This is a genomic window from Acinetobacter sp. V102_4 (assembly GCF_031799005.1).
Lineage (GTDB): Bacteria > Pseudomonadota > Gammaproteobacteria > Pseudomonadales > Moraxellaceae > Acinetobacter > Acinetobacter calcoaceticus.
Window position 1 is genome coordinate 253,440 of sequence record NZ_JAVQNR010000038.1, and the last position, 18,434, is coordinate 271,873.

General features: G+C 37.9%; 20 protein-coding genes, 1 tRNA gene and 1 pseudogene. 5 read left to right on the plus strand and 17 right to left on the minus strand.

Going from position 1 to position 18,434, the window contains the following annotated elements:
- Positions 1-148: 148 nt before the first annotated feature.
- From rarD to uvrB, 3 genes are all read right to left on the minus strand, one after another.
- Positions 149-1,096, minus strand: coding sequence for an EamA family transporter RarD (gene rarD / locus RMB13_RS10795; RefSeq protein WP_311085242.1), 948 nt, complete (start codon positions 1,094-1,096; stop codon positions 149-151).
- 110 nt (positions 1,097-1,206) lie between these two features.
- Positions 1,207-1,794 (minus strand): lipocalin family protein, encoded by a 588-nt coding sequence (locus RMB13_RS10800; RefSeq protein WP_005038917.1) that lies wholly within the window; start codon positions 1,792-1,794, stop codon positions 1,207-1,209.
- A gap of 93 nt (positions 1,795-1,887) precedes the next feature.
- Entirely contained in the window at positions 1,888-3,909 is a 2,022-nt protein-coding gene (uvrB, locus tag RMB13_RS10805) for an excinuclease ABC subunit UvrB (protein ID WP_005038916.1), read from the minus strand.
- Between the two features lie 180 nt (positions 3,910-4,089).
- Here uvrB and RMB13_RS10810 point away from each other — a divergent pair, with 180 nt between their 5' ends.
- Both RMB13_RS10810 and RMB13_RS10815 read left to right on the plus strand, forming a co-directional pair.
- On the plus strand, positions 4,090-4,881 hold the full coding sequence (locus RMB13_RS10810) for a hypothetical protein (RefSeq protein ID WP_311085243.1): 792 nt from the start codon (positions 4,090-4,092) through the stop codon (positions 4,879-4,881).
- A 175-nt stretch (positions 4,882-5,056) separates the two neighbouring features.
- A complete protein-coding gene (locus tag RMB13_RS10815) occupies positions 5,057-6,496 on the plus strand; it encodes a sensor domain-containing diguanylate cyclase (RefSeq protein WP_311085244.1) in 1,440 nt (479 codons plus the stop codon).
- Between the two features lie 30 nt (positions 6,497-6,526).
- Here RMB13_RS10815 and RMB13_RS10820 read toward each other — a convergent pair whose 3' ends face one another.
- On the minus strand, positions 6,527-6,706 hold the full coding sequence (locus RMB13_RS10820) for a hypothetical protein (RefSeq protein WP_045429644.1): 180 nt from the start codon (positions 6,704-6,706) through the stop codon (positions 6,527-6,529).
- Positions 6,707-6,913: 207 nt separating this feature from the next.
- Between RMB13_RS10820 and RMB13_RS10825 the strand changes: the two genes are divergently transcribed.
- Positions 6,914-8,149, plus strand: coding sequence for a pyridoxal phosphate-dependent aminotransferase (locus RMB13_RS10825; protein WP_311085245.1), 1,236 nt, complete (start codon positions 6,914-6,916; stop codon positions 8,147-8,149).
- A gap of 55 nt (positions 8,150-8,204) precedes the next feature.
- On the opposite strand, the gene RMB13_RS10830 is transcribed toward RMB13_RS10825, so the two are convergent.
- Positions 8,205-8,612, minus strand: coding sequence for a GFA family protein (locus RMB13_RS10830; protein ID WP_311085246.1), 408 nt, complete (start codon positions 8,610-8,612; stop codon positions 8,205-8,207).
- 186 nt (positions 8,613-8,798) lie between these two features.
- Between RMB13_RS10830 and RMB13_RS10835 the strand changes: the two genes are divergently transcribed.
- On the plus strand, positions 8,799-9,236 hold the full coding sequence (locus tag RMB13_RS10835; RefSeq protein WP_005038906.1) for a PaaI family thioesterase: 438 nt from the start codon (positions 8,799-8,801) through the stop codon (positions 9,234-9,236).
- A 15-nt stretch (positions 9,237-9,251) separates the two neighbouring features.
- On the opposite strand, the gene RMB13_RS10840 is transcribed toward RMB13_RS10835, so the two are convergent.
- Together RMB13_RS10840 and RMB13_RS10845 are read right to left on the minus strand one after the other, a co-directional pair.
- Positions 9,252-9,683, minus strand: coding sequence for a hypothetical protein (locus RMB13_RS10840; protein WP_311085247.1), 432 nt, complete (start codon positions 9,681-9,683; stop codon positions 9,252-9,254).
- A gap of 41 nt (positions 9,684-9,724) precedes the next feature.
- Positions 9,725-9,865 (minus strand): annotated as a pseudogene (locus RMB13_RS10845) (hypothetical protein); the annotation flags it as partial.
- A 52-nt stretch (positions 9,866-9,917) separates the two neighbouring features.
- Here RMB13_RS10845 and RMB13_RS10850 point away from each other — a divergent pair.
- Positions 9,918-9,993 (plus strand) — tRNA-Asn (locus RMB13_RS10850).
- A gap of 187 nt (positions 9,994-10,180) precedes the next feature.
- Here RMB13_RS10850 and RMB13_RS10855 read toward each other — a convergent pair.
- The 10 genes from RMB13_RS10855 to lepA form a co-directional block, all read right to left on the minus strand.
- Positions 10,181-10,939 carry an SDR family oxidoreductase gene (locus tag RMB13_RS10855; protein WP_205468685.1) on the minus strand — a complete coding sequence of 253 codons (759 nt, stop codon included), beginning with the start codon at positions 10,937-10,939 and terminating at the stop codon, positions 10,181-10,183.
- A 299-nt stretch (positions 10,940-11,238) separates the two neighbouring features.
- Complete coding sequence (locus RMB13_RS10860; RefSeq protein ID WP_003650317.1) at positions 11,239-11,883, minus strand: tRNA-(ms[2]io[6]A)-hydroxylase; 645 nt, start codon at positions 11,881-11,883, stop codon at positions 11,239-11,241.
- Positions 11,884-11,889: 6 nt separating this feature from the next.
- Positions 11,890-12,615, minus strand: a complete 726-nt coding sequence (gene pdxJ, locus RMB13_RS10865; protein ID WP_311085249.1) for a pyridoxine 5'-phosphate synthase — start codon at positions 12,613-12,615, stop codon at positions 11,890-11,892.
- Between the two features lie 13 nt (positions 12,616-12,628).
- Positions 12,629-13,342: a DNA repair protein RecO C-terminal domain-containing protein gene (locus tag RMB13_RS10870; protein WP_311085250.1), complete on the minus strand. Its 714-nt coding sequence runs from the start codon at positions 13,340-13,342 to the stop codon at positions 12,629-12,631.
- A 9-nt stretch (positions 13,343-13,351) separates the two neighbouring features.
- Positions 13,352-13,549 carry an NF038104 family lipoprotein gene (locus tag RMB13_RS10875; RefSeq protein WP_311085251.1) on the minus strand — a complete coding sequence of 66 codons (198 nt, stop codon included), beginning with the start codon at positions 13,547-13,549 and terminating at the stop codon, positions 13,352-13,354.
- A gap of 17 nt (positions 13,550-13,566) precedes the next feature.
- A complete protein-coding gene (era, locus tag RMB13_RS10880; protein ID WP_080028321.1) occupies positions 13,567-14,589 on the minus strand; it encodes a GTPase Era in 1,023 nt (340 codons plus the stop codon).
- A gap of 11 nt (positions 14,590-14,600) precedes the next feature.
- Entirely contained in the window at positions 14,601-15,293 is a 693-nt protein-coding gene (rnc, locus tag RMB13_RS10885) for a ribonuclease III (RefSeq protein WP_004643662.1), read from the minus strand.
- Positions 15,265-15,639 (minus strand): DUF4845 domain-containing protein, encoded by a 375-nt coding sequence (locus tag RMB13_RS10890; protein ID WP_056481431.1) that lies wholly within the window; start codon positions 15,637-15,639, stop codon positions 15,265-15,267. Before RMB13_RS10890 ends, rnc begins: the two co-directional genes overlap by 29 nt.
- A 24-nt stretch (positions 15,640-15,663) precedes the next feature.
- Positions 15,664-16,491, minus strand: a complete 828-nt coding sequence (gene lepB, locus RMB13_RS10895) for a signal peptidase I (RefSeq protein WP_056481432.1) — start codon at positions 16,489-16,491, stop codon at positions 15,664-15,666.
- 75 nt (positions 16,492-16,566) lie between these two features.
- Positions 16,567-18,384: a translation elongation factor 4 gene (gene lepA, locus RMB13_RS10900; RefSeq protein ID WP_003650302.1), complete on the minus strand. Its 1,818-nt coding sequence runs from the start codon at positions 18,382-18,384 to the stop codon at positions 16,567-16,569.
- Positions 18,385-18,434: the final 50 nt, after the last annotated feature.

Sequence of the window (18,434 nt, forward strand, 5' to 3'; positions counted from 1 at the left end):
GGCAAGAATGAATCAAAAGCTGACGTTAGTGATTAGATTTTCCTAAAATTCATCATAAATTCATAAAATACCTATAATTATTTTTTATTATTTTATTGTTTAAAGCAGCTAAATTTTTGCTTTTTCTTACTTTTTAGATTCTGATGCTCTAATCCTGAGCATCATTTTTTAATCTTTTTTGATATTTTGCGATGTTTAGCTGCAAATTTTTGGCTTTTTGACGTTGCTGATAAAGGTGAACTGCGCCTTCTAACACGAGTACAAATACTGCACACCAGATCGGAATATAAGTAAACCATTCTTCTTGGCCAATACTCTCCCCTAAAACTAAAGAAGCTAAAGCAAGTAATACAGGTTCCAAATATCCTAAAAGTCCAAACACGACTAATGGTAAAAAGCGACTTGCCAGAATATAACTTCCTAAACCAATAGCACTTAAAATTCCAAGCCCAACAATGACCAAAGCAAGACTCGGTTGGTCTATAAATTTGCTATAAGGGAGTAAACCCGTATGGGTCAAATAAATCGCAATCGGCAGAATAATGACTAAGTCCCACCAAAAGCCGCCTAAATTGTCTGTTTTAATGGTCTTACGTAATAAAAAGTAGGCAGAATAGCCAACTGCAACCAGTGCAGTTTCCCAAGCAATACTTCCTAAACGCCAGATCTCATGGCCCACTCCAATGACTGCAAGAATAATTGCGACCCATTGAAATTTTGATATTTTTTCGCCATACAGCACACTTCCAGCCAAGACAAGAACAAGCGGCAATAGAAAGTAGCCTAAAGATACTTGTAGGCCACGCCCATGCATTGGCCCCCATAAAAACAGCCAAAGTTGTACTGAAGTTAAAACAGAGGTTGTGATTAATAACAATAATAAAGATGGCTTTGCCAAAATACGTTGGTAGATATTTTTTATATATCCTAAATCACCGCTCCACCACATAAACAAAGTGAGAACTGGTAATGTTGCAATAATCCGCCATCCAAAAGTCTGTTCACTATCAAGCTGACTTAACAACTGAGTATAAAAATAAAGTACACCAAAAGTGATAGATGCCATGACAGACAAGCTCACGCCCTTAAACATCATCACCCTCTTAGACTTTAGTAAAAACAGCTCACCACAATACTTGATTTATCCACTATAAAAAAGAAAAAACCATGTAAAAACATGGTTTTTTATTAATCAGACATCTACAGCTATTCTTTATGTTCTGTATGAATAATATCGCGAATATCAAAACCTAATGTTTTTGCATAATTTAGATATTCATCAACCACTTCTTGTTCAGGATGAGGTGTTCTTGATAACACCCAAAGATATTTACGAGAAGGTTCTCCTACTAAAACAGTTTGATAGTCTTCATCTATTTTTAAAATCCAGTAATCTCCACGAATGACTGGAATCCATCTCACAGCTTCAGGTAAGAAACTCACCTTCAATTTCGTGTTATATGGCGGATTTACGACAAAGGCTTCACCAATAGATTGCTGTAATTGTTTTCTATTGTCATAACAGCGATTATCTACAACCACATTTCCATTTTCATTTAAGGTGTAAGTTGCAGATACGTTATAAGCACATTTTTTTTGAAAAAAAGCAGGCTTACGGGCGACTTCATACCAGACACCTAAATATCGGTCCAGTTCAACTTTATAAACGGTTTGCAAAGGTTTCGGCTGAGCATAGACATACGTTCCAACAGCTAAACCAGCCAAAACAACACCGCCCAACGCAATTTTAGCCAAACGCCAACTGGCTTGCGGAACATTATTTCGAAATGCCATTGTTGCCCTCAACGATTAGTTGTGAATACAAAAGAACCCAAACATCTACAGTAGCTTGTTTTTTAAACACATTATGTAGCGTTATGTATTCGTTTATTGCAACATTTGCGCTTTTAATCGAATGATTTCATCACGTATCCGCGCTGCTTGCTCGAACTGTAAATCTTTCGAGGCCTTTAACATATCTTTTTCAAGCTTAGTAATATGTTTACTAAACAGTTTAGGATCTGAAAGAATATGTCTTTCATCGGCACTCAATGCTTGTGCTTGTTCAAGTACTTTTTCATCAATCTCGTCGTCTGAAAGTACCTCACCCGAGTCAATTTCTTTGACAACCTGACGAACAGCACTACGCGGTGTAATACCATGCAACTCATTAAATTCAATTTGTTTGGCTCTACGGCGATCAGTCTCGTCTATTGCTTTTTGCATAGAATCGGTAATTCGGTCAGCATATAAAATTGCTTTACCTTTCACATTACGCGCAGCACGACCAATCGTCTGAATGAGTGAACGTTCCGAACGTAGAAAGCCCTCTTTATCTGCATCTAAAATAGCAACCAAAGAAACTTCCGGCATATCCAGACCTTCACGCAACAGGTTAATACCGACTAAAACATCAAATACACCGGTACGTAGTTCATGAATAATTTTAACGCGCTCAACCGTATCAATATCTGAGTGGAGATAAGCGACCTTAACACCATATTCTTTTAAATAAGAAGTCAGGTCTTCTGCCATACGCTTTGTTAAAGTGGTAATTAATACCCGTTCATTCAAGTTCTTACGAATATTAATTTCAGAAAGAACATCATCTACTTGGGTTAAGACAGGACGAATCTCAATTTCAGGGTCGATTAGACCTGTTGGACGTACCACTTGTTCAACGATTTGATCTGACTTTTCTAATTCATATTTAGCAGGTGTTGCACTTACAAAAATGGTCGTCGGTACAATACGCTCCCACTCTTCAAATTTCATTGGACGGTTATCAAGCGCACTTGGCAAACGGAACCCATAATTCACTAAGTTTTCTTTACGTGACCGGTCACCTTTATACATCGCTCCAATTTGCGGAACGGTAACGTGTGATTCGTCAATAATGAGCAAAGCATCTTCTGGAATATAGTCGAATAAAGTCGGCGGTGCTTCACCAGACGGGCGTCCTGACAAATGACGCGAATAGTTTTCGATACCATTGGTATAACCCAACTGTTGCATCATTTCCAGATCGTAACGTGTCCGTTGCTCAATACGTTGTGCTTCAAGCAATTTGTCATGTTCACGGAAGAATTTGAGCTGATCTTGTAATTCATCTTTAATTGTATCGATAGCACGGGTCAAATGATCTTTTGGTGTTACATAGTGGCTTTTCGGATAAATCGTTATCCGAGAAACTTTACGAACCATTTTCCCAGTTAGCGGGTCAAACCAACGGATTGAATCGACCTCATCATCAAATAGTTCAATACGAATCGCATGTTGATCAGATTCCGCTGGGAAAATATCAATAATTTCGCCGCGAATGCGATAAGTACCACGTAAAAATTCAAGTTCATTACGCGTATATTGCATTTCAACCAATCGGCGGATGATTTCATCGCGGCTTACTCGGTCGCCCTCAACCACATGCAGCAACATTTGCATATAAGCATTCGGATCACCCAAACCATAAATTGCAGAAACCGATGCCACAATAATTGCATCACGGCGTTCTAATAAAGCTCGTGTTGCTGATAAGCGCATCTGGTCAATGTGATCATTAATGGCTGAATCTTTTTCAATAAACGTATCCGAAGATGGAACGTAAGCTTCTGGTTGGTAATAATCGTAATAACTTACAAAATATTCAACCGCATTATTAGGGAAGAAAGATTTAAACTCACCATAAAGCTGGGCAGCCAAAGTTTTGTTGTGGGCCATCACAATTGTAGGTCGCTGTGTTTGAGCGATCACATTTGCCATGGTATAGGTTTTACCTGAGCCCGTTACCCCTAGCAATAACTGATTACGAAAACCATGCTCGATACCATTGACCAGCTTTTCAATTGCCTGTGGCTGATCACCTGCTGGCTGATAATGAGTGACCAAATCGAAAGGTTGATTTTCGTTCAAAGTTATCTCTCTTTATGAAAAAATTGAATTTAACGTCTCCCTCATTAATGGGGATTTTTATCTTAATTTAAAGTGCAAATTGAGTTGGAAATTCAATGTAAAAGATTAAGCATCTTAACACTTGACCAATACCCTAATCAGTTGCAACATGAAGCTATCCATTAAATAAAAAGCATAACCATGACCTATCAATATCATGATGAAAGTATTGTAACCGAACTTCCCGAAGATACAGTTTTTGTATTTGGAAGTAACCTTGCTGGACAGCACGGTAGCGGTGCAGCACGCGTTGCCAGTCAACACTTCGGAGCAGTTGAAGGTGTAGGTCGCGGCTGGGCTGGTCAAAGCTTTGCAATTCCCACCTTAAATGAACATATTCAACAAATGCCTCTTTCACAGATTGAGCACTATGTTGAAGATTTTAAAATATATGCAAAAAATCATCCTAAAATGAAATATTTTGTCACGGCTTTAGGTTGTGGCATCGCAGGTTATAAAGTTTCTGAAATTGCACCACTGTTTAAAGATATCCATCAAAACGTTATCTTTCCAGAATCTTTTAAACCGTATGTTGAAGATAATGCAGTTTCTGAATTTCCGACATTAACCCAAAAGATGGTGAAAAGTTTCATTAATGATGAAGTTATTTTTTACTTTAATCATGGAAGTGAATCTTTTGAAGAAGCCTTAGATAAAACAGATTTATCAAGTGCTGAAAAAGCCATTGCTCTTATTGTTTTAAATGAAGAGCTATACCCTCGGGATCGTTATGGCCGAGGCCGTGATCATGAGCTGAGTGATATTTTAGGAAAGCTCAATGGTAAAATTTTTGACCTGCACGGAAACTCTGAGGGCGCCATGATTTTTGTAAGTGCAGTGGTTGCACTCATGGAACTTTACGATTTTGACGAGCAAGACTTTATCAAACTCTGGCGTGGTGAAAAGAATATTGACCACCCTATTAATCGTTAATTTTTCTTATAAATTTATGAGCTAAGCAGATAATATCTGCTTTCTCATTATTTTATTTTTACTTATATTTAATCTTTATATTTTTAATTATTCTAATAGATTTAAGTTCTTTAGCTTCCCAAATCTTAATTTTTCTCATTATACTTTAAGGCAAACTGAATACTTAAAGAAACATATGGAAACTTTAGATTCTTCAATTTTTGACCTTAGCCCAATTCCAATGTGGATTGAGGATTTCAGTGAAGTTAAACAACAATTTGATTTATGGAGAAATCAAGGTATTGAAAACCTCCATGAATTTTTAAGTGAAAATAAAAACTTAATCAGTGAATGTGCACATAAAATTAAAATCGTTCGTGTTAATCAAAAAACATTAGAACTTTTTGAAGCCAAAACTCACGAAGAGCTATATTCGAATTTAAATCTTATTTTTAAAAAAGAAATGTTCGAATCACATATTCATGAACTTGAAGAACTATGGAATGGTAAAACTCACTTTTCAAGTACGACTGTAAATTACACCTTATCAGGCAAACGTATTGATGTTCAGCTAAGAGGTTCTATTTTACCCGGCTCTGAATCGACCTTTGAGCGTGTATTAATTACCACCGAAGACATTACGCCCTATCAAAATGCACTTCGTGAGGAAGCAAAAAATCGTCGATTAGCTGAGTCAATGTTTATCTATTCACCCACCTCTCTCTGGGTCGAAGATTTCAGCCGCATAAAAAATAGAATTGATCAACTCAGGTTATTAGGTATTGAAGATTTTAGAACTTTTCTAGATGTCCATCCTGAATTTGTTCGTCAGTGTGTAGAAGATATTCTGATTTTAGATGTTAATCAGGCAACTCTTGATTTATTTAAAGCTCCTGATAAATCGACCCTTTTAAGAAATACACATAAGATTTTTGCTGAAGAGATGATTGAAACCTTTCGAGAACAACTCATCGAATTATGGCAAGGTAATATTCATCATAAGCGTGAAGCGATTAACTATGCCTTAGATGGGCAAATAAGAAATGTATTGCTTCAATTTACCGTTTTTCCGGGTTATGAAGACACTTGGGGACTGGTACAGGTTGCACTTACCGATATTACCGCGCGGAAAAAAGCGGAAAACTATCTTGAATATTTGGGGCAGCATGATGTCCTGACCAAACTATATAATCGCGCTTTTTTTACAGAGGAACTTAATCGTTTAAACCGAAGTATTATCCGACCTGTTTCTTCAATTTTCTTAGATATGAATGGATTAAAAGAAACAAATGATCAGTTTGGTCATGATATTGGGGATGGCTTATTACGCCGCGTCGGAAATATTTTAAGTCAGGCTATTTTAAATACAGCATATACGGCTTCTAGAATAGGTGGCGATGAATTCGTGATTTTAATGCCGGGGGCAGATGAGGCGAATGTTCTAATTATGCTTCAAACCATCCAAGAGCTTTTTAATATCGACAATCAATATTATTCAAGCCACCCAATTAGCATTGCAATTGGACATGCAACAACTCAAGCAAATGAACAAATTGAGGACATGTTGAAGCGAGCTGACCATCACATGTACCAAAAGAAAAAAAGCTATTATCAGGAAATTTTATTTAATCAATAAAAAAAACAGGCATATTGCCTGTTTTCGAGATTAGCGTTTTCCCATAGAACGACGAGTACCACGCGGAGGCATCCACGTTCTATCTGCGTATTGCTCTGGTTTTGGACGCACTTGGTTGTGTACCGCGTCGTCGGCTGCATTGCTATCATTCGGCATTGGGAATGGCAATTTCACCAAAGCCTTTTTCTGTTTTGGCTGTTGCTCAGTCATGATTCATTCTCGAAATTTCGATTGCGACCTATTATAAATGATTTTCTCATTTCTTTCTAAAAAAGCTTCAATTGAATAAATCTTGCTTAAGATGATTACCAAACTAAACTTTTTTACATCTGAAAAGGTTCACATCCGCAAATTACTTAATTTTTGCGATAAGATAGTATGCTTTTTATTTTTTAATCCCATAAGAGGAATATTGCCGTGGACGTACGTCTTTCTGATCGTGTCAATGCCATCAAACCGTCCCCTACACTTGCTGTAACCAACAAAGCTGCTGAACTCAAAGCTGCTGGCAAGAACGTGATTGGTTTAGGTGCTGGCGAACCAGACTTTGATACCCCGCAACACATCAAAGATGCTGCAATTGAAGCGATTAATAATGGTTTCACCAAATATACGGCTGTAGATGGTACTCCTGGATTAAAAAAAGCAATTATTGCTAAATTTAAGCGTGATAATAATCTTGATTATCAAGCGAATCAGATTTTGGTTTCATGTGGTGGTAAGCAAAGCTTCTTTAACTTGGCACTTGCTCTATTAAACAAAGGCGATGAAGTTATCATTCCAGCACCTTTCTGGGTAAGCTATCCAGATATGGTCATTATTGCTGAAGGTACTCCTGTCATTGTGAAATGTGGTGAAGACCAACGTTTTAAAATTACTCCTGAACAATTAGAAGCGGTTATTACTCCTAACACTCGTTTAGTTGTATTAAACAGCCCATCTAACCCGACAGGTATGATCTATAGCAAAGCTGAATTAGAAGCTTTAGCTGAAGTATTACGTCGCCATCCACAAGTGTTTGTTGCATCTGACGATATGTATGAACCAATTCGTTGGGAAGATGAGTTCTACAACATCGCAACTGTTGCTCCAGATTTATATGATCGCACGATTGTTTTAAATGGTGTTTCTAAAGCATATGCAATGACTGGTTGGCGTATTGGCTATGCAGCCGGCCCAGCAAAAATCATTGGCGCAATGAAAAAAATCCAGTCTCAATCAACTTCAAACCCAACTTCTATTTCACAAGTTGCTGCTGAAGCTGCATTGAATGGTCCTCAAGACGTTTTACAACCAATGATTAAAGCGTTCAAACGCCGTCATGACTTAGTCGTAAACGGCTTGAATGAAATCAAAGGAATTTCTTGCTTGCCTGCTGACGGTGCTTTCTATGCCTATGCAAACATTCGCCCTCTTATTCGTGCAAAAGGCTTAAAATCTTGCACAGAATTCTCTGAATGGTTACTAGAAGAAACTGGTGTAGCAGTAGTGCCTGGTGATGCATTTGGTTTAGGCGGTTTTATGCGTATTTCATATGCAACAGCTGACGAAGTGCTCGTTGATGCGTTAGCACGTATCAAAAAAGCTGCTGACTCAATTGAAGGCGTAGATGCTGCAATTGCTTCAATCGAAGCTGAAAAAGCTGCGAAATAATCTGTAAAAATTAAAAGGGCCTCAAAATTGAGGCCCTTTTTTATAATTAAAATTATTATAGGTTAAATAACGCAGCGACCTGAGCCTCAGTCAATTTCTTTGTATCATTTTGAAAAGTATAAAAATCGGGTTTTGAATCAATAAAAATTTCCAGATCCAACTTTAAGTCATCTACAGGTTCATCTAAAGAAAATGCATTAATGTTGCAGTAGCCTTGATCCTTAGTTCTCCAAAAAATTGTAGTTCCACAAGCGTTGCAAAAGCCTCTTTCTCCCCATTCGGAAGAGTTAAAAATACTCAGATGCTCTTGTTGAATAAACTTTAGACTGCCTTGTACAACATCAATCGTCATAATAACACCACTGGTTTGTCGGCGGCACATCGAACAATGGCAAACATGCACATCATGATTTTTTAGCTCTACCTCAAATGTAGTCTTACCACATAAACATTGACCGTTCATTATTATTTCCCATTGATAAGTTTTATATTTTTAATTTAATAAAATATTCTGTCTAATTAAAATTTACAAGTTTGTAAACTATAACTGAACTTATCACTTCATTTTTCTAACTTGACAATAGTACTTTTACATCATAATTTAAATCTAAGTTCTATTTAAGAACTTATAAAATTAAAGGACTCGAAAATGATAAATCCTACGGAAATGACTGGTCTTGAATTTTTACAAGCGATGATTGATGGCCAGATTCCAGCAGCAAGTATTAGTAAAACTATCCCTATGCAGCCTACTGAAATTTCAGAAGGATCTGTTACGTTCAAAGCTCAGGCAGATCACAACCATCTCAACCCATTAGGTGGGGTACATGGTGGTTTTGCTGCTACAGTTTTAGATTCTGTGACTGGCTGTGCTGTACACAGCATGCTACCTGCTGGCGTAGGCTATGGAACCATCGATCTCAATGTAAAAATGTGCCGCCCTATTCCGAAGAACCATCCTTTAATTGCAACAGGTAAAGTCATTAATATAAGCAAAAATTTGGGTATTTCTGAAGGTAAAATTATTGATGAAGAAGGTAAACTTTATGCATATGCAACAGCAACCTGCATGATTATTCGCCCATAGTCATAAGAGGCAGCCTTAAACCGCTGCCTTTTTTATTGAGTAATCTGGATTATCTGGACGATCACAGGTTTGCGCCACTATATAAGGTGCCCAAATATTTTTAAGTTGAAGTTCTATAACTTCTTGATGTTCAGTAGACCAAGCTAGAACTTTATTTTTGCCCAGCAGTAACTCCCCTTCTAATTGAAAAATATATAGGGGTTTAGATTGATCTAATACTTTTGAACACTTTAAAACTTTTAGTGAACTATGCACATTCCATTTAGAACTGAACCAAAGCTGTAATAAATCACCTAAGTACAAGTCCTGCTTTTTAAAAGGATAAGCATCAATCGACGCACCCTCTACAGATGTGTAATAAGAGTCTGATCGACTTAAGATATTAAGATAATTGCGTTGATAAAAATCAAAATTAGAAAAAATAGAGGCAACAGTAAGTGTTTTCATACTTATCTCCGATTTAGCCATTTTAGTGCTGGCAAGTTGGTTTAAATCCACACTGTTTGAATTTCTTCAAACGCTTGTTCTGTTTTGAATCTAGCAATTGGATTTTTAAAGCGCAAGTAATTTCTCAGCTCACCGCCCAACTGATCAAATAAAAAGCATACAACACAAAAATGAAGGAAACATGGCGATTTTCACTTGACCCTTCTCAAAATCTCCTTATAATCGCATGCAGATTCTCCCATAGCTCAGTCGGTAGAGCGACGGACTGTTAATCCGCAGGTCCCTGGTTCGAGCCCAGGTGGGAGAGCCAAATACTAAAAAGCCCGCAGCATTAAAGCGGGCTTTTTTTTGCTATAAATTTACCCATAACTATAAAAAATCCCCTATGACGACATAGAGGATTTAATTATTAATCTACTTAGTTTCATTCAATGTCCGAATCAAAATTCAAAGGACATAGCATCTATAAACTCACTATAGGTTCATTCTGAATCTTATTACTCTACTTCAACAACTTTTAAAGGATTAAAAGACTGAGAAGTCGGCATAATTTCAATACGGTTAATATTAATATGTGGAGGCTGTGATGCGACCCACGCTACCGTATTTGCAATATCTTCAGGCAAGATTGGGTTCTTTTTATCATACAAACTATTTACCTTTTCCTGATCGCCCTTAAAGCGCACCAAAGAAAATTCTGTACCACCACAAAGACCTGGCTCAATATTAGTTATTCGGATGCCTGTACCTGATAGATCAGCTCGAAGGTTTAAACTAAATTGCTCCACAAATGCTTTGGTTGCACCATAAACATTACCACCCGGATATGGGTATGTACCTGCAATTGATCCCATATTGATGATTAAACCGGACTTTTTCTTCACCATATTCGGTAAAATTAACCGCGTAACAGTAATCAATCCTTTAATATTGGTATCTACCATGGTGTACCAATCATCCAAATCTGATTTATCTGCTGGCTCTAGGCCTAATGCCAAACCCGCATTATTGACCAATAAATCAATTTGACTGATTTGAAATTCGGCTGGTAAATCAACCAATGCTTTATTTATATTTTCTACTGTATCTGTCATATCAAATACGAGCGGATAGAATTTTTCACCAAGCTCTTGCTGTAATTCTTTTAGTTTTTCTGCTCGTCTTCCACAGCCAATAACTTTATAACCTAACTCAATCAGTTTTTTTGAAATACTATAACCAAAACCCGCAGAAGCGCCTGTAACTAATGCTAACATTCTTATATCCTTAAAATATTCGACTACTTTAGTTGAACCGATTATGAACAAACCTATCTTTATATTTACATAATATTCGTTATTACTTTAAAAAATAAAAGATTTTTCTAAAAAATTCAATTATGGATAACAATATTTAAGGAAATTAATTATATAGATATGATTTTATCAGGAGTATCAGGTAATAAATACCGCATCCCAGATGCTAACCACTTATAAAAAATAATTAAAAAATTTAAAGGTTAAAATAAAAAAAGTTTACCTAGAAAGATAAACTTTTTTATTCACAACTTTTTTGATTATGCAGGCACGCCGCTGTGAAAGCGGAAGGTATCATCAGGTGTTAAAATCAGGTTCTTTTCAACCTCACGGATATGCTCAATGCGCTGCTGAATATCCTCTTTAGGATTTTTCATTTTTGCAGTTTTTGCAACATCAAGTGCAAGTGCCAAATAGTCTTCAAAATGACGAGACTCTGACTTAAGCAAATAGCGATAGTAGCGTCCTAACTCTTCATCTACACGTGGGGCAAGTGCATGAAAACGTTCGCATGAGCGCGCCTCAACAAAAGCACCTACCACAAGTACATCAATTAAAGCTTCCGGCTCATAAGTACGAATCTCTTTACGCAACCCACCTGCATAGCGCCCTGCACTTAAGCCATCCCATTTCTGACCACGCTTGGCCATTAGCTCAAGCACCTGTTCATAATGGAGCATTTCTTCCCGTACTAGTTGTGCAAGCTTTACTTGCAAATCAGGGAAAAAACTATAGCGGAACATTAAGTTCATTGCTGTACTAGCTGCTTTTTTTTCGCAATTAGCATGATCTTGCATCAAGATATCTAAATTATTGATTGCCTCATCCAGCCATGCCTTTGGCGTTTGACATCCTAAAAAGGCCAAAACAGGTTGCATTAGTTCATCGTAATTGATACTCGACATAACCAATTATCCTGCCACCTGAATTGCTGCTTTCATATCTTTGACAGCTTGAACAAGGCCTACAAAAATGCTATCCGCAATAATTGAATGCCCAATGTTTAACTCATGAATTTGTGAAATAGCAGCAATTGGAGCAATATTCTTAAGGTTAAGGCCATGACCAGCATTTACCACCAAACCTTTTGAAGCTGCGTATTCAACACCTTTAACAATACGCGCCAACTCAGCCTGTTGATCTTGCTCCGTTGCGGCATCTGCATATGCACCCGTGTGCAACTCAATCGTAGGTGCGCCACATGCAACTGCTGCATCAATTTGAGCTAGATCAGCATCAATAAATAATGATACATCGCAACCAATAGCAGCTAAGGCCTGAGTTGCAGCTTTAACTTTTTCAAAGTTACCTACTACATCCAAACCACCTTCAGTTGTTACTTCTTGGCGTCTTTCAGGAACGAAGCATACATGCTGTGGCTGAATTTCTTTCGCAAACTCGACCATTTCATCAGTAACAGCCAACTCTAGATTCATGCGTGTTTTTAGTAATGGCCGCATGCGGCGTACGTCATCATCTTGAATATGGCGACGATCTTCACGCAAATGCAAGGTAATTCCCTCTGCACCAGCTTGTTCACAAATGAGAGCAGCTTCTACAGGGTCTGGGTAAGTAGTACCGCGCGCCTGTCTTAAAGTAGCAACATGGTCTATGTTTACACCAAGCAATGCAGCCATAAAAAAATCCTAATTACGATTGAGTTTGAGTATTTTGAATCCACAATTGTCGACTTTTTAGGGGACGATCTCCTAAAAGCGATGTAATCATTTGACGGTATAGTTTACCTAATAATTGCAGTTGTTCGTGAGAAAAATCCTGCCCTTGCTCATAGTCCACCATAGACAAAATCGCTTTTCCTGACAAAGAGGAACGACTCGCCTGCGCAACGGGAGCAAAACCTTCGGTCACTTGAAATTGATAAAACTGATGAGATTGAATCGGCTGCTGCTGAGTATCAATTGAGAAATCAAGCGCGTACCCTAGTTCAGGCAGAAGCACATGTTCGAACTGACGCAATATCTGTCTTAAAAAAAGATCGGGCTGATCAGTAGAAGCGAGCTGCTGTAACTGCAATAGAGTTAACTGATATTGCTCAAAAGATTGAGGCATTGCCTCTTCTAGTGGACATAGCCGAAGAATGATTTCACTTAAATAAAATCCGGCAAAAAAGGCGTCACCAAAAAAGAAAACAGGCTGATTTAATATTTCTAACCTAGTAAAGTTCTTCAGCTCACTTTTACCAGTTGCTTGCAATCGGATAGGTTGATACTGAGGGGGCGGAGTCTGTCTTAAAATACCATCGACTCGCCCATACTCCTGAGTAAAAAGATGCACAATATGACTTTTTTCACGGTACTTACGGTGATGAATCATATATCCATGGAGGACTTCATTGCGCATCATAAAAAGAAACTATTCCTCAGATTCTTTTTTGTCATCCTCATCATCACCATCAGGAATCACCGCACCTACAACAGCCACTGTACCTTTGACAACACCTTTTGTAGTTTTATAGGCGATACCTACTGGTACGGTTACAAGCTTATATACACAACCTTGTAACATCAATGTACATCCAATTATAGCGACCAATGATGTAATTGTTTTCATACCAGTATCCTTATCCTTTAGATATCACTATACCCTAAGCTTTTTAAGGCACGCTCATCATCAGACCAGCCACCCTTCACTTTTACCCAAAGTGTGAGCATAATTTTTTGCTCAAACATCTTTTCCATGTCTTTTCGAGCATCCATACCGATTGTTTTAAGCTTGGCACCTTTTTCACCAATCACAATCGCTTTCTGGCCCGCACGATCTACAAAAATCGTTGCATCAATATAGGTACAAGCTGGTTTTAAACGACCAGTTTTCTCATTAACAGCAGCCTCTTCCGTTTTGAAAGATTCAATTTGTACTGTTAAATCATAAGGAAGCTCTTCACCTAACTGACGCATGATTTTTTCACGAATAATTTCACTAGCTAAAAAGCGTTCAGAACGGTCAGTAATCTGATCAAATGAATACAAAGGCGCTTGATAAGGAAGATACTTCTCAATCGTTTCACTCAAGTGTTCCAGATTTGCTCCGCGTAATGCAGATACAGGAACAATCTCGGCAAAATTCATAAGCTTGGCACGCTCTTGAATTAAAGGAAGAATATCTCTTTTATCTTCAAAAGTATCAGCCTTATTAATCACCAAGATAACTGGCATTTCAGCATTCTTAAGTTTTTCAAGCACTAAGTCATCATTTGGGGTCCACTTATAAGCATCAATAACAAATAAGACCAAATTGACGTCACGTAATGCAGAATGAGCTGCACGGTTCATCATTTTATTAATAGCGCGTACTTCTTTTTTATGCATACCTGGGGTATCTACATATACCGCCTGCATTTTTTCACGCGAATCAATACCAATAATTTTATGGCGTGTTGTTTGGGGTTTACGCGAAGTAATAGAGAGCTTTTGACCTAATAAATGGTTCATGAGGGTAGATTTACCCACATTTGGACGTCCTACAATCGCCACAAATCCGCTCTTAAAATCCGAAGGAATTGTCACGCCTTTGGAACTAAAAAATTGATCAATCAGATTATTAGGATCTTGGTTATCATTTGAATCTGGATTGATTTGATCAGAATGCATCGACATGCAGGTTATTGCTCCAATAACTTTAAAATTTCCGCCGCTGCTGCCTGCTCGGCAAAACGACGACTTGAACCCTCACCATAAATCTTTGATAAACCATCTATCAAACATTCAACTTTAAAGTGCTGGTGAGGTGCATCACCCTGAATATCTACAACCTCGTAAACAGGGAGAGGTTTTTTACGTGCTTGTAGATACTCTTGTAAACGTGATTTCGGGTCTTTAAGTTGATCCGTAGGTTCAATATGGTCTAAATAGGGTACATACCATTTTAGCACAATATCTGTAAGTAAGTTGAGATCACCACTATCAATATAAATTGCACCAATAATGGCTTCTACCGTGTCAGCTAATATTGACTCACGATGATGACCACCAGATTTCAACTCACCCGTACTTAATATTAAACACCGACTAAGTTGCAAATCGGTTGCAATCTTACCTAAAGCTTCCTGACGGACTAAAGTCGCCCGCATACGCGTTAGACGACCTTCGTTTTCATTTGGATAGGCATGATATAGATAATTGGCAACAATCATGCCTAATAATGAATCGCCTAAAAACTCCAAGCGCTCGTAATTGTATTTATGACTCACCGAACGATGAGTCAAAGCTAACTGTAACAACTCAAGCTGCTTGAATTGATATCCGATGCGACTCAATAAGCGAGGATCACTTAGTTTGAACTGATGTTTTATCAAAACTCTTCTCAAATGTTAAAACTAAATCAATATTTGATAAGAAAGGTTTTCTTACTTCATATTTCTTTTTGACTGTCAGACCAGACTCATTAAACACTTGCGCAATCTCTTTAAAATGAAGATCACGAATATTGTTCATTTCCAGTCGCTGATCCATTTGTGTCACAAACTTACGTGGTGTGATCTCAGAAGAGCTCTCTCGCAAAAGCTCTTCTATTTGATTATTAATCAATCGATCATCCCAATATGCTGGCCAAACTGCAAGTACAGTTTTTACTGCAACTGCAAATATAACCACCCCAAATAAAATTGCTAAATACGAAGTACCTTGTTGTGCCTTACGCATTTCTTTTTTTCCTAATGGTTGTTTTTAATCTATTTTTCCATTTCGGCCAAAGTTAGGAAGATGTAAACCCGGTTCTTTATGCATCCAGACATAGAATGCTCGCCCTGTTAGATTTTCTTCAGGAACGAAGCCCCAAAAACGACTGTCTGCACTTTGATCACGGTTATCCCCCATTGCAAAGTAATGTCCTTTTGGAACAGTCACTTCCCAATATAAACCGTCTTGGTTTGCATATTTACCATTTTCAACATAGTTGATAAACGGTGCTTGACGTGCCACATTTACGCCTTCAAGCTCACGCATCGTAAAGGTGTGTTCACCAACCGTCTCTTTATGATAAATAGACGTTGGGGTATCTAACACATCTTTTTCGCGACTAAACTGTGTTAATACTTTCGGTACTTTTTGTCCGTTAATAATCAATTGTCCATGATCATAAACAAGATGATCACCCGGCAAACCGATTACACGTTTAATATAACTAATGGTAGGTTGAGGTGGATAACGGAACACAATCACATCACCACGCTTTGGTTCTCCTACATCAATAATCTTCTTATTGACGATAGGTAAACGTACACCATAATCAAATTTATTAACCAGAATAAAATCACCAGTTTCTAGGGTAGGTACCATAGAGTCTGATGGAATATTAAATGGTTCATAAAGAAATGAACGAAGTACAAGCACTACAGCTAAAACTGGCCAAAAGTCATAGGCCCATGTAATAACAAAATTTTCGTTCCCGCGCCCTTTATTTGCACGCTGTTTGAATACAAATTTATCTAACAACCACACTGCAAATAGAATCAGCGTAACTGGAACAAGAATTAAATTAAAATCAAAATCCACACGACCTCACTCGCAGCCTAGCTGCTTGTCTTAAAGTGGGGGAAAAGTAATATCTTACTTCTCCCCCCTCATTTCTTATCTTTCTACTTTCAATACAGCCAAGAACGCTTCTTGTGGAATTTCAACACTTCCCACTTGTTTCATACGTTTCTTACCTTCTTTTTGTTTAGAAAGTAGTTTTTTCTTACGTGAAACGTCACCACCATAACATTTCGCTAATACGTTTTTACGCATTGCTTTTACAGTAGAACGAGCAATAATTTGTGCACCGATAGCCGCTTGAATAGCAACGTCGTACATTTGGCGAGGAATCAAATCTTTCATTTTCTCAACCAATGCAATACCACGATGACGCGCGTCATTACGGTGACAAATCATAGCCAAGGCATCAACCTTGTCACTATTAATTAATACATCAACCTTAACTAAAGCTGAACTTTCGAAACGCACAAAGTTATAGTCTAGCGATGCAAAACCACGAGAGCATGATTTTAATTTATCAAAGAAATCCATAACGACTTCAGCCATCGGGATTTCAAAGGTAATAGAAACTTGATTACCCAAGAATTTCATATCTTTTTGAACACCACGGCGTTCAATACATAGGGTCATTACATTCCCTAAGTATTCTTGAGGAACAAGGATATGACACTCTGCAATCGGCTCACGCAAATCTTCTACAGTAGATCCGTCTGGCATTTTTGATGGACTATCGATATAAATCGTTTCACCCTTCTTGGTTAATGCTTCATAAATTACGGTAGGTGCAGAACTGATGAGATCAAGATCATACTCACGCTCTAAACGCTCTTGTACAATCTCCATGTGTAGCATTCCTAAGAAGCCACAACGGAAACCAAAACCTAATGCATCTGAACTTTCTGGTTCAAAGAATAAAGCCGAGTCATTGATCTGCAATTTTTGTAACGCTTCACGGAATGGCTCAAAATCACTCGCATCAATCGGAAAAAGACCAGCATAAACCTGTGGCTTAACCTTTTTAAAACCCGGTAAAATTGCAACATCAGGTGTAGCAGCAAGGGTAATAGTGTCACCTACTGGTGCACCAAAAATATCTTTAATACCCGCAATAACAAAACCAACTTCACCAGCTTCAAGAATATCTGTTTCAGTATGCTTAGGATTAAATACACCCACTGAAGTTACCGGATGAGTTTGTCCTGTCGATTTAACCAACATTTTGTCGCCCTTACGGATACGACCTTGTTTAATACGTACAAGAGAAACTACACCTAAGTAGTTATCAAACCATGAGTCGATAATTAATGCTTGCAATGGAGCATCACGATCACCTTCAGGCGCTGGAATAACATCGACTAAACGCTCTAAAACACCCTCAACACCCAAACCAGTTTTTGCTGAACAGGTTGGTGCATCAGTGGCTTCAATTCCGATAATTTCTTCAATTTCATGAATTACACGTTCAGGTTCAGCCTGTGGTAAATCAATTTTATTTAAAATAGGAAGAACTTCGAGACCTTGTTCAATCGCGGTATAACAGTTTGCAACTGATTGTGCTTCTACACCTTGTGCAGCATCTACAACCAATAGCGCACCTTCACATGCAGCTAATGAACGAGAAACTTCATACGAGAAGTCTACGTGTCCAGGAGTATCAATAAAGTTAAGTTGATATTCCTGACCATTAGGATGAGTATAATATAGCGTAACTGAAGCGGCTTTAATGGTAATCCCACGTTCGCGCTCAAGCTCCATTGAGTCCAAGACTTGAGCTTGCATTTCACGATCTTGTAGACCACCACACATCTGAATAAAACGGTCAGCCAATGTAGACTTACCATGGTCAATGTGAGCAATAATCGAGAAATTTCGTATATTTTTGATATCGACGGATTTTTTAGCTTGCGCCATGGGTTACCTTGAGAAAATATAGAGTGCTATGTAGCTTGTTTTAATACACA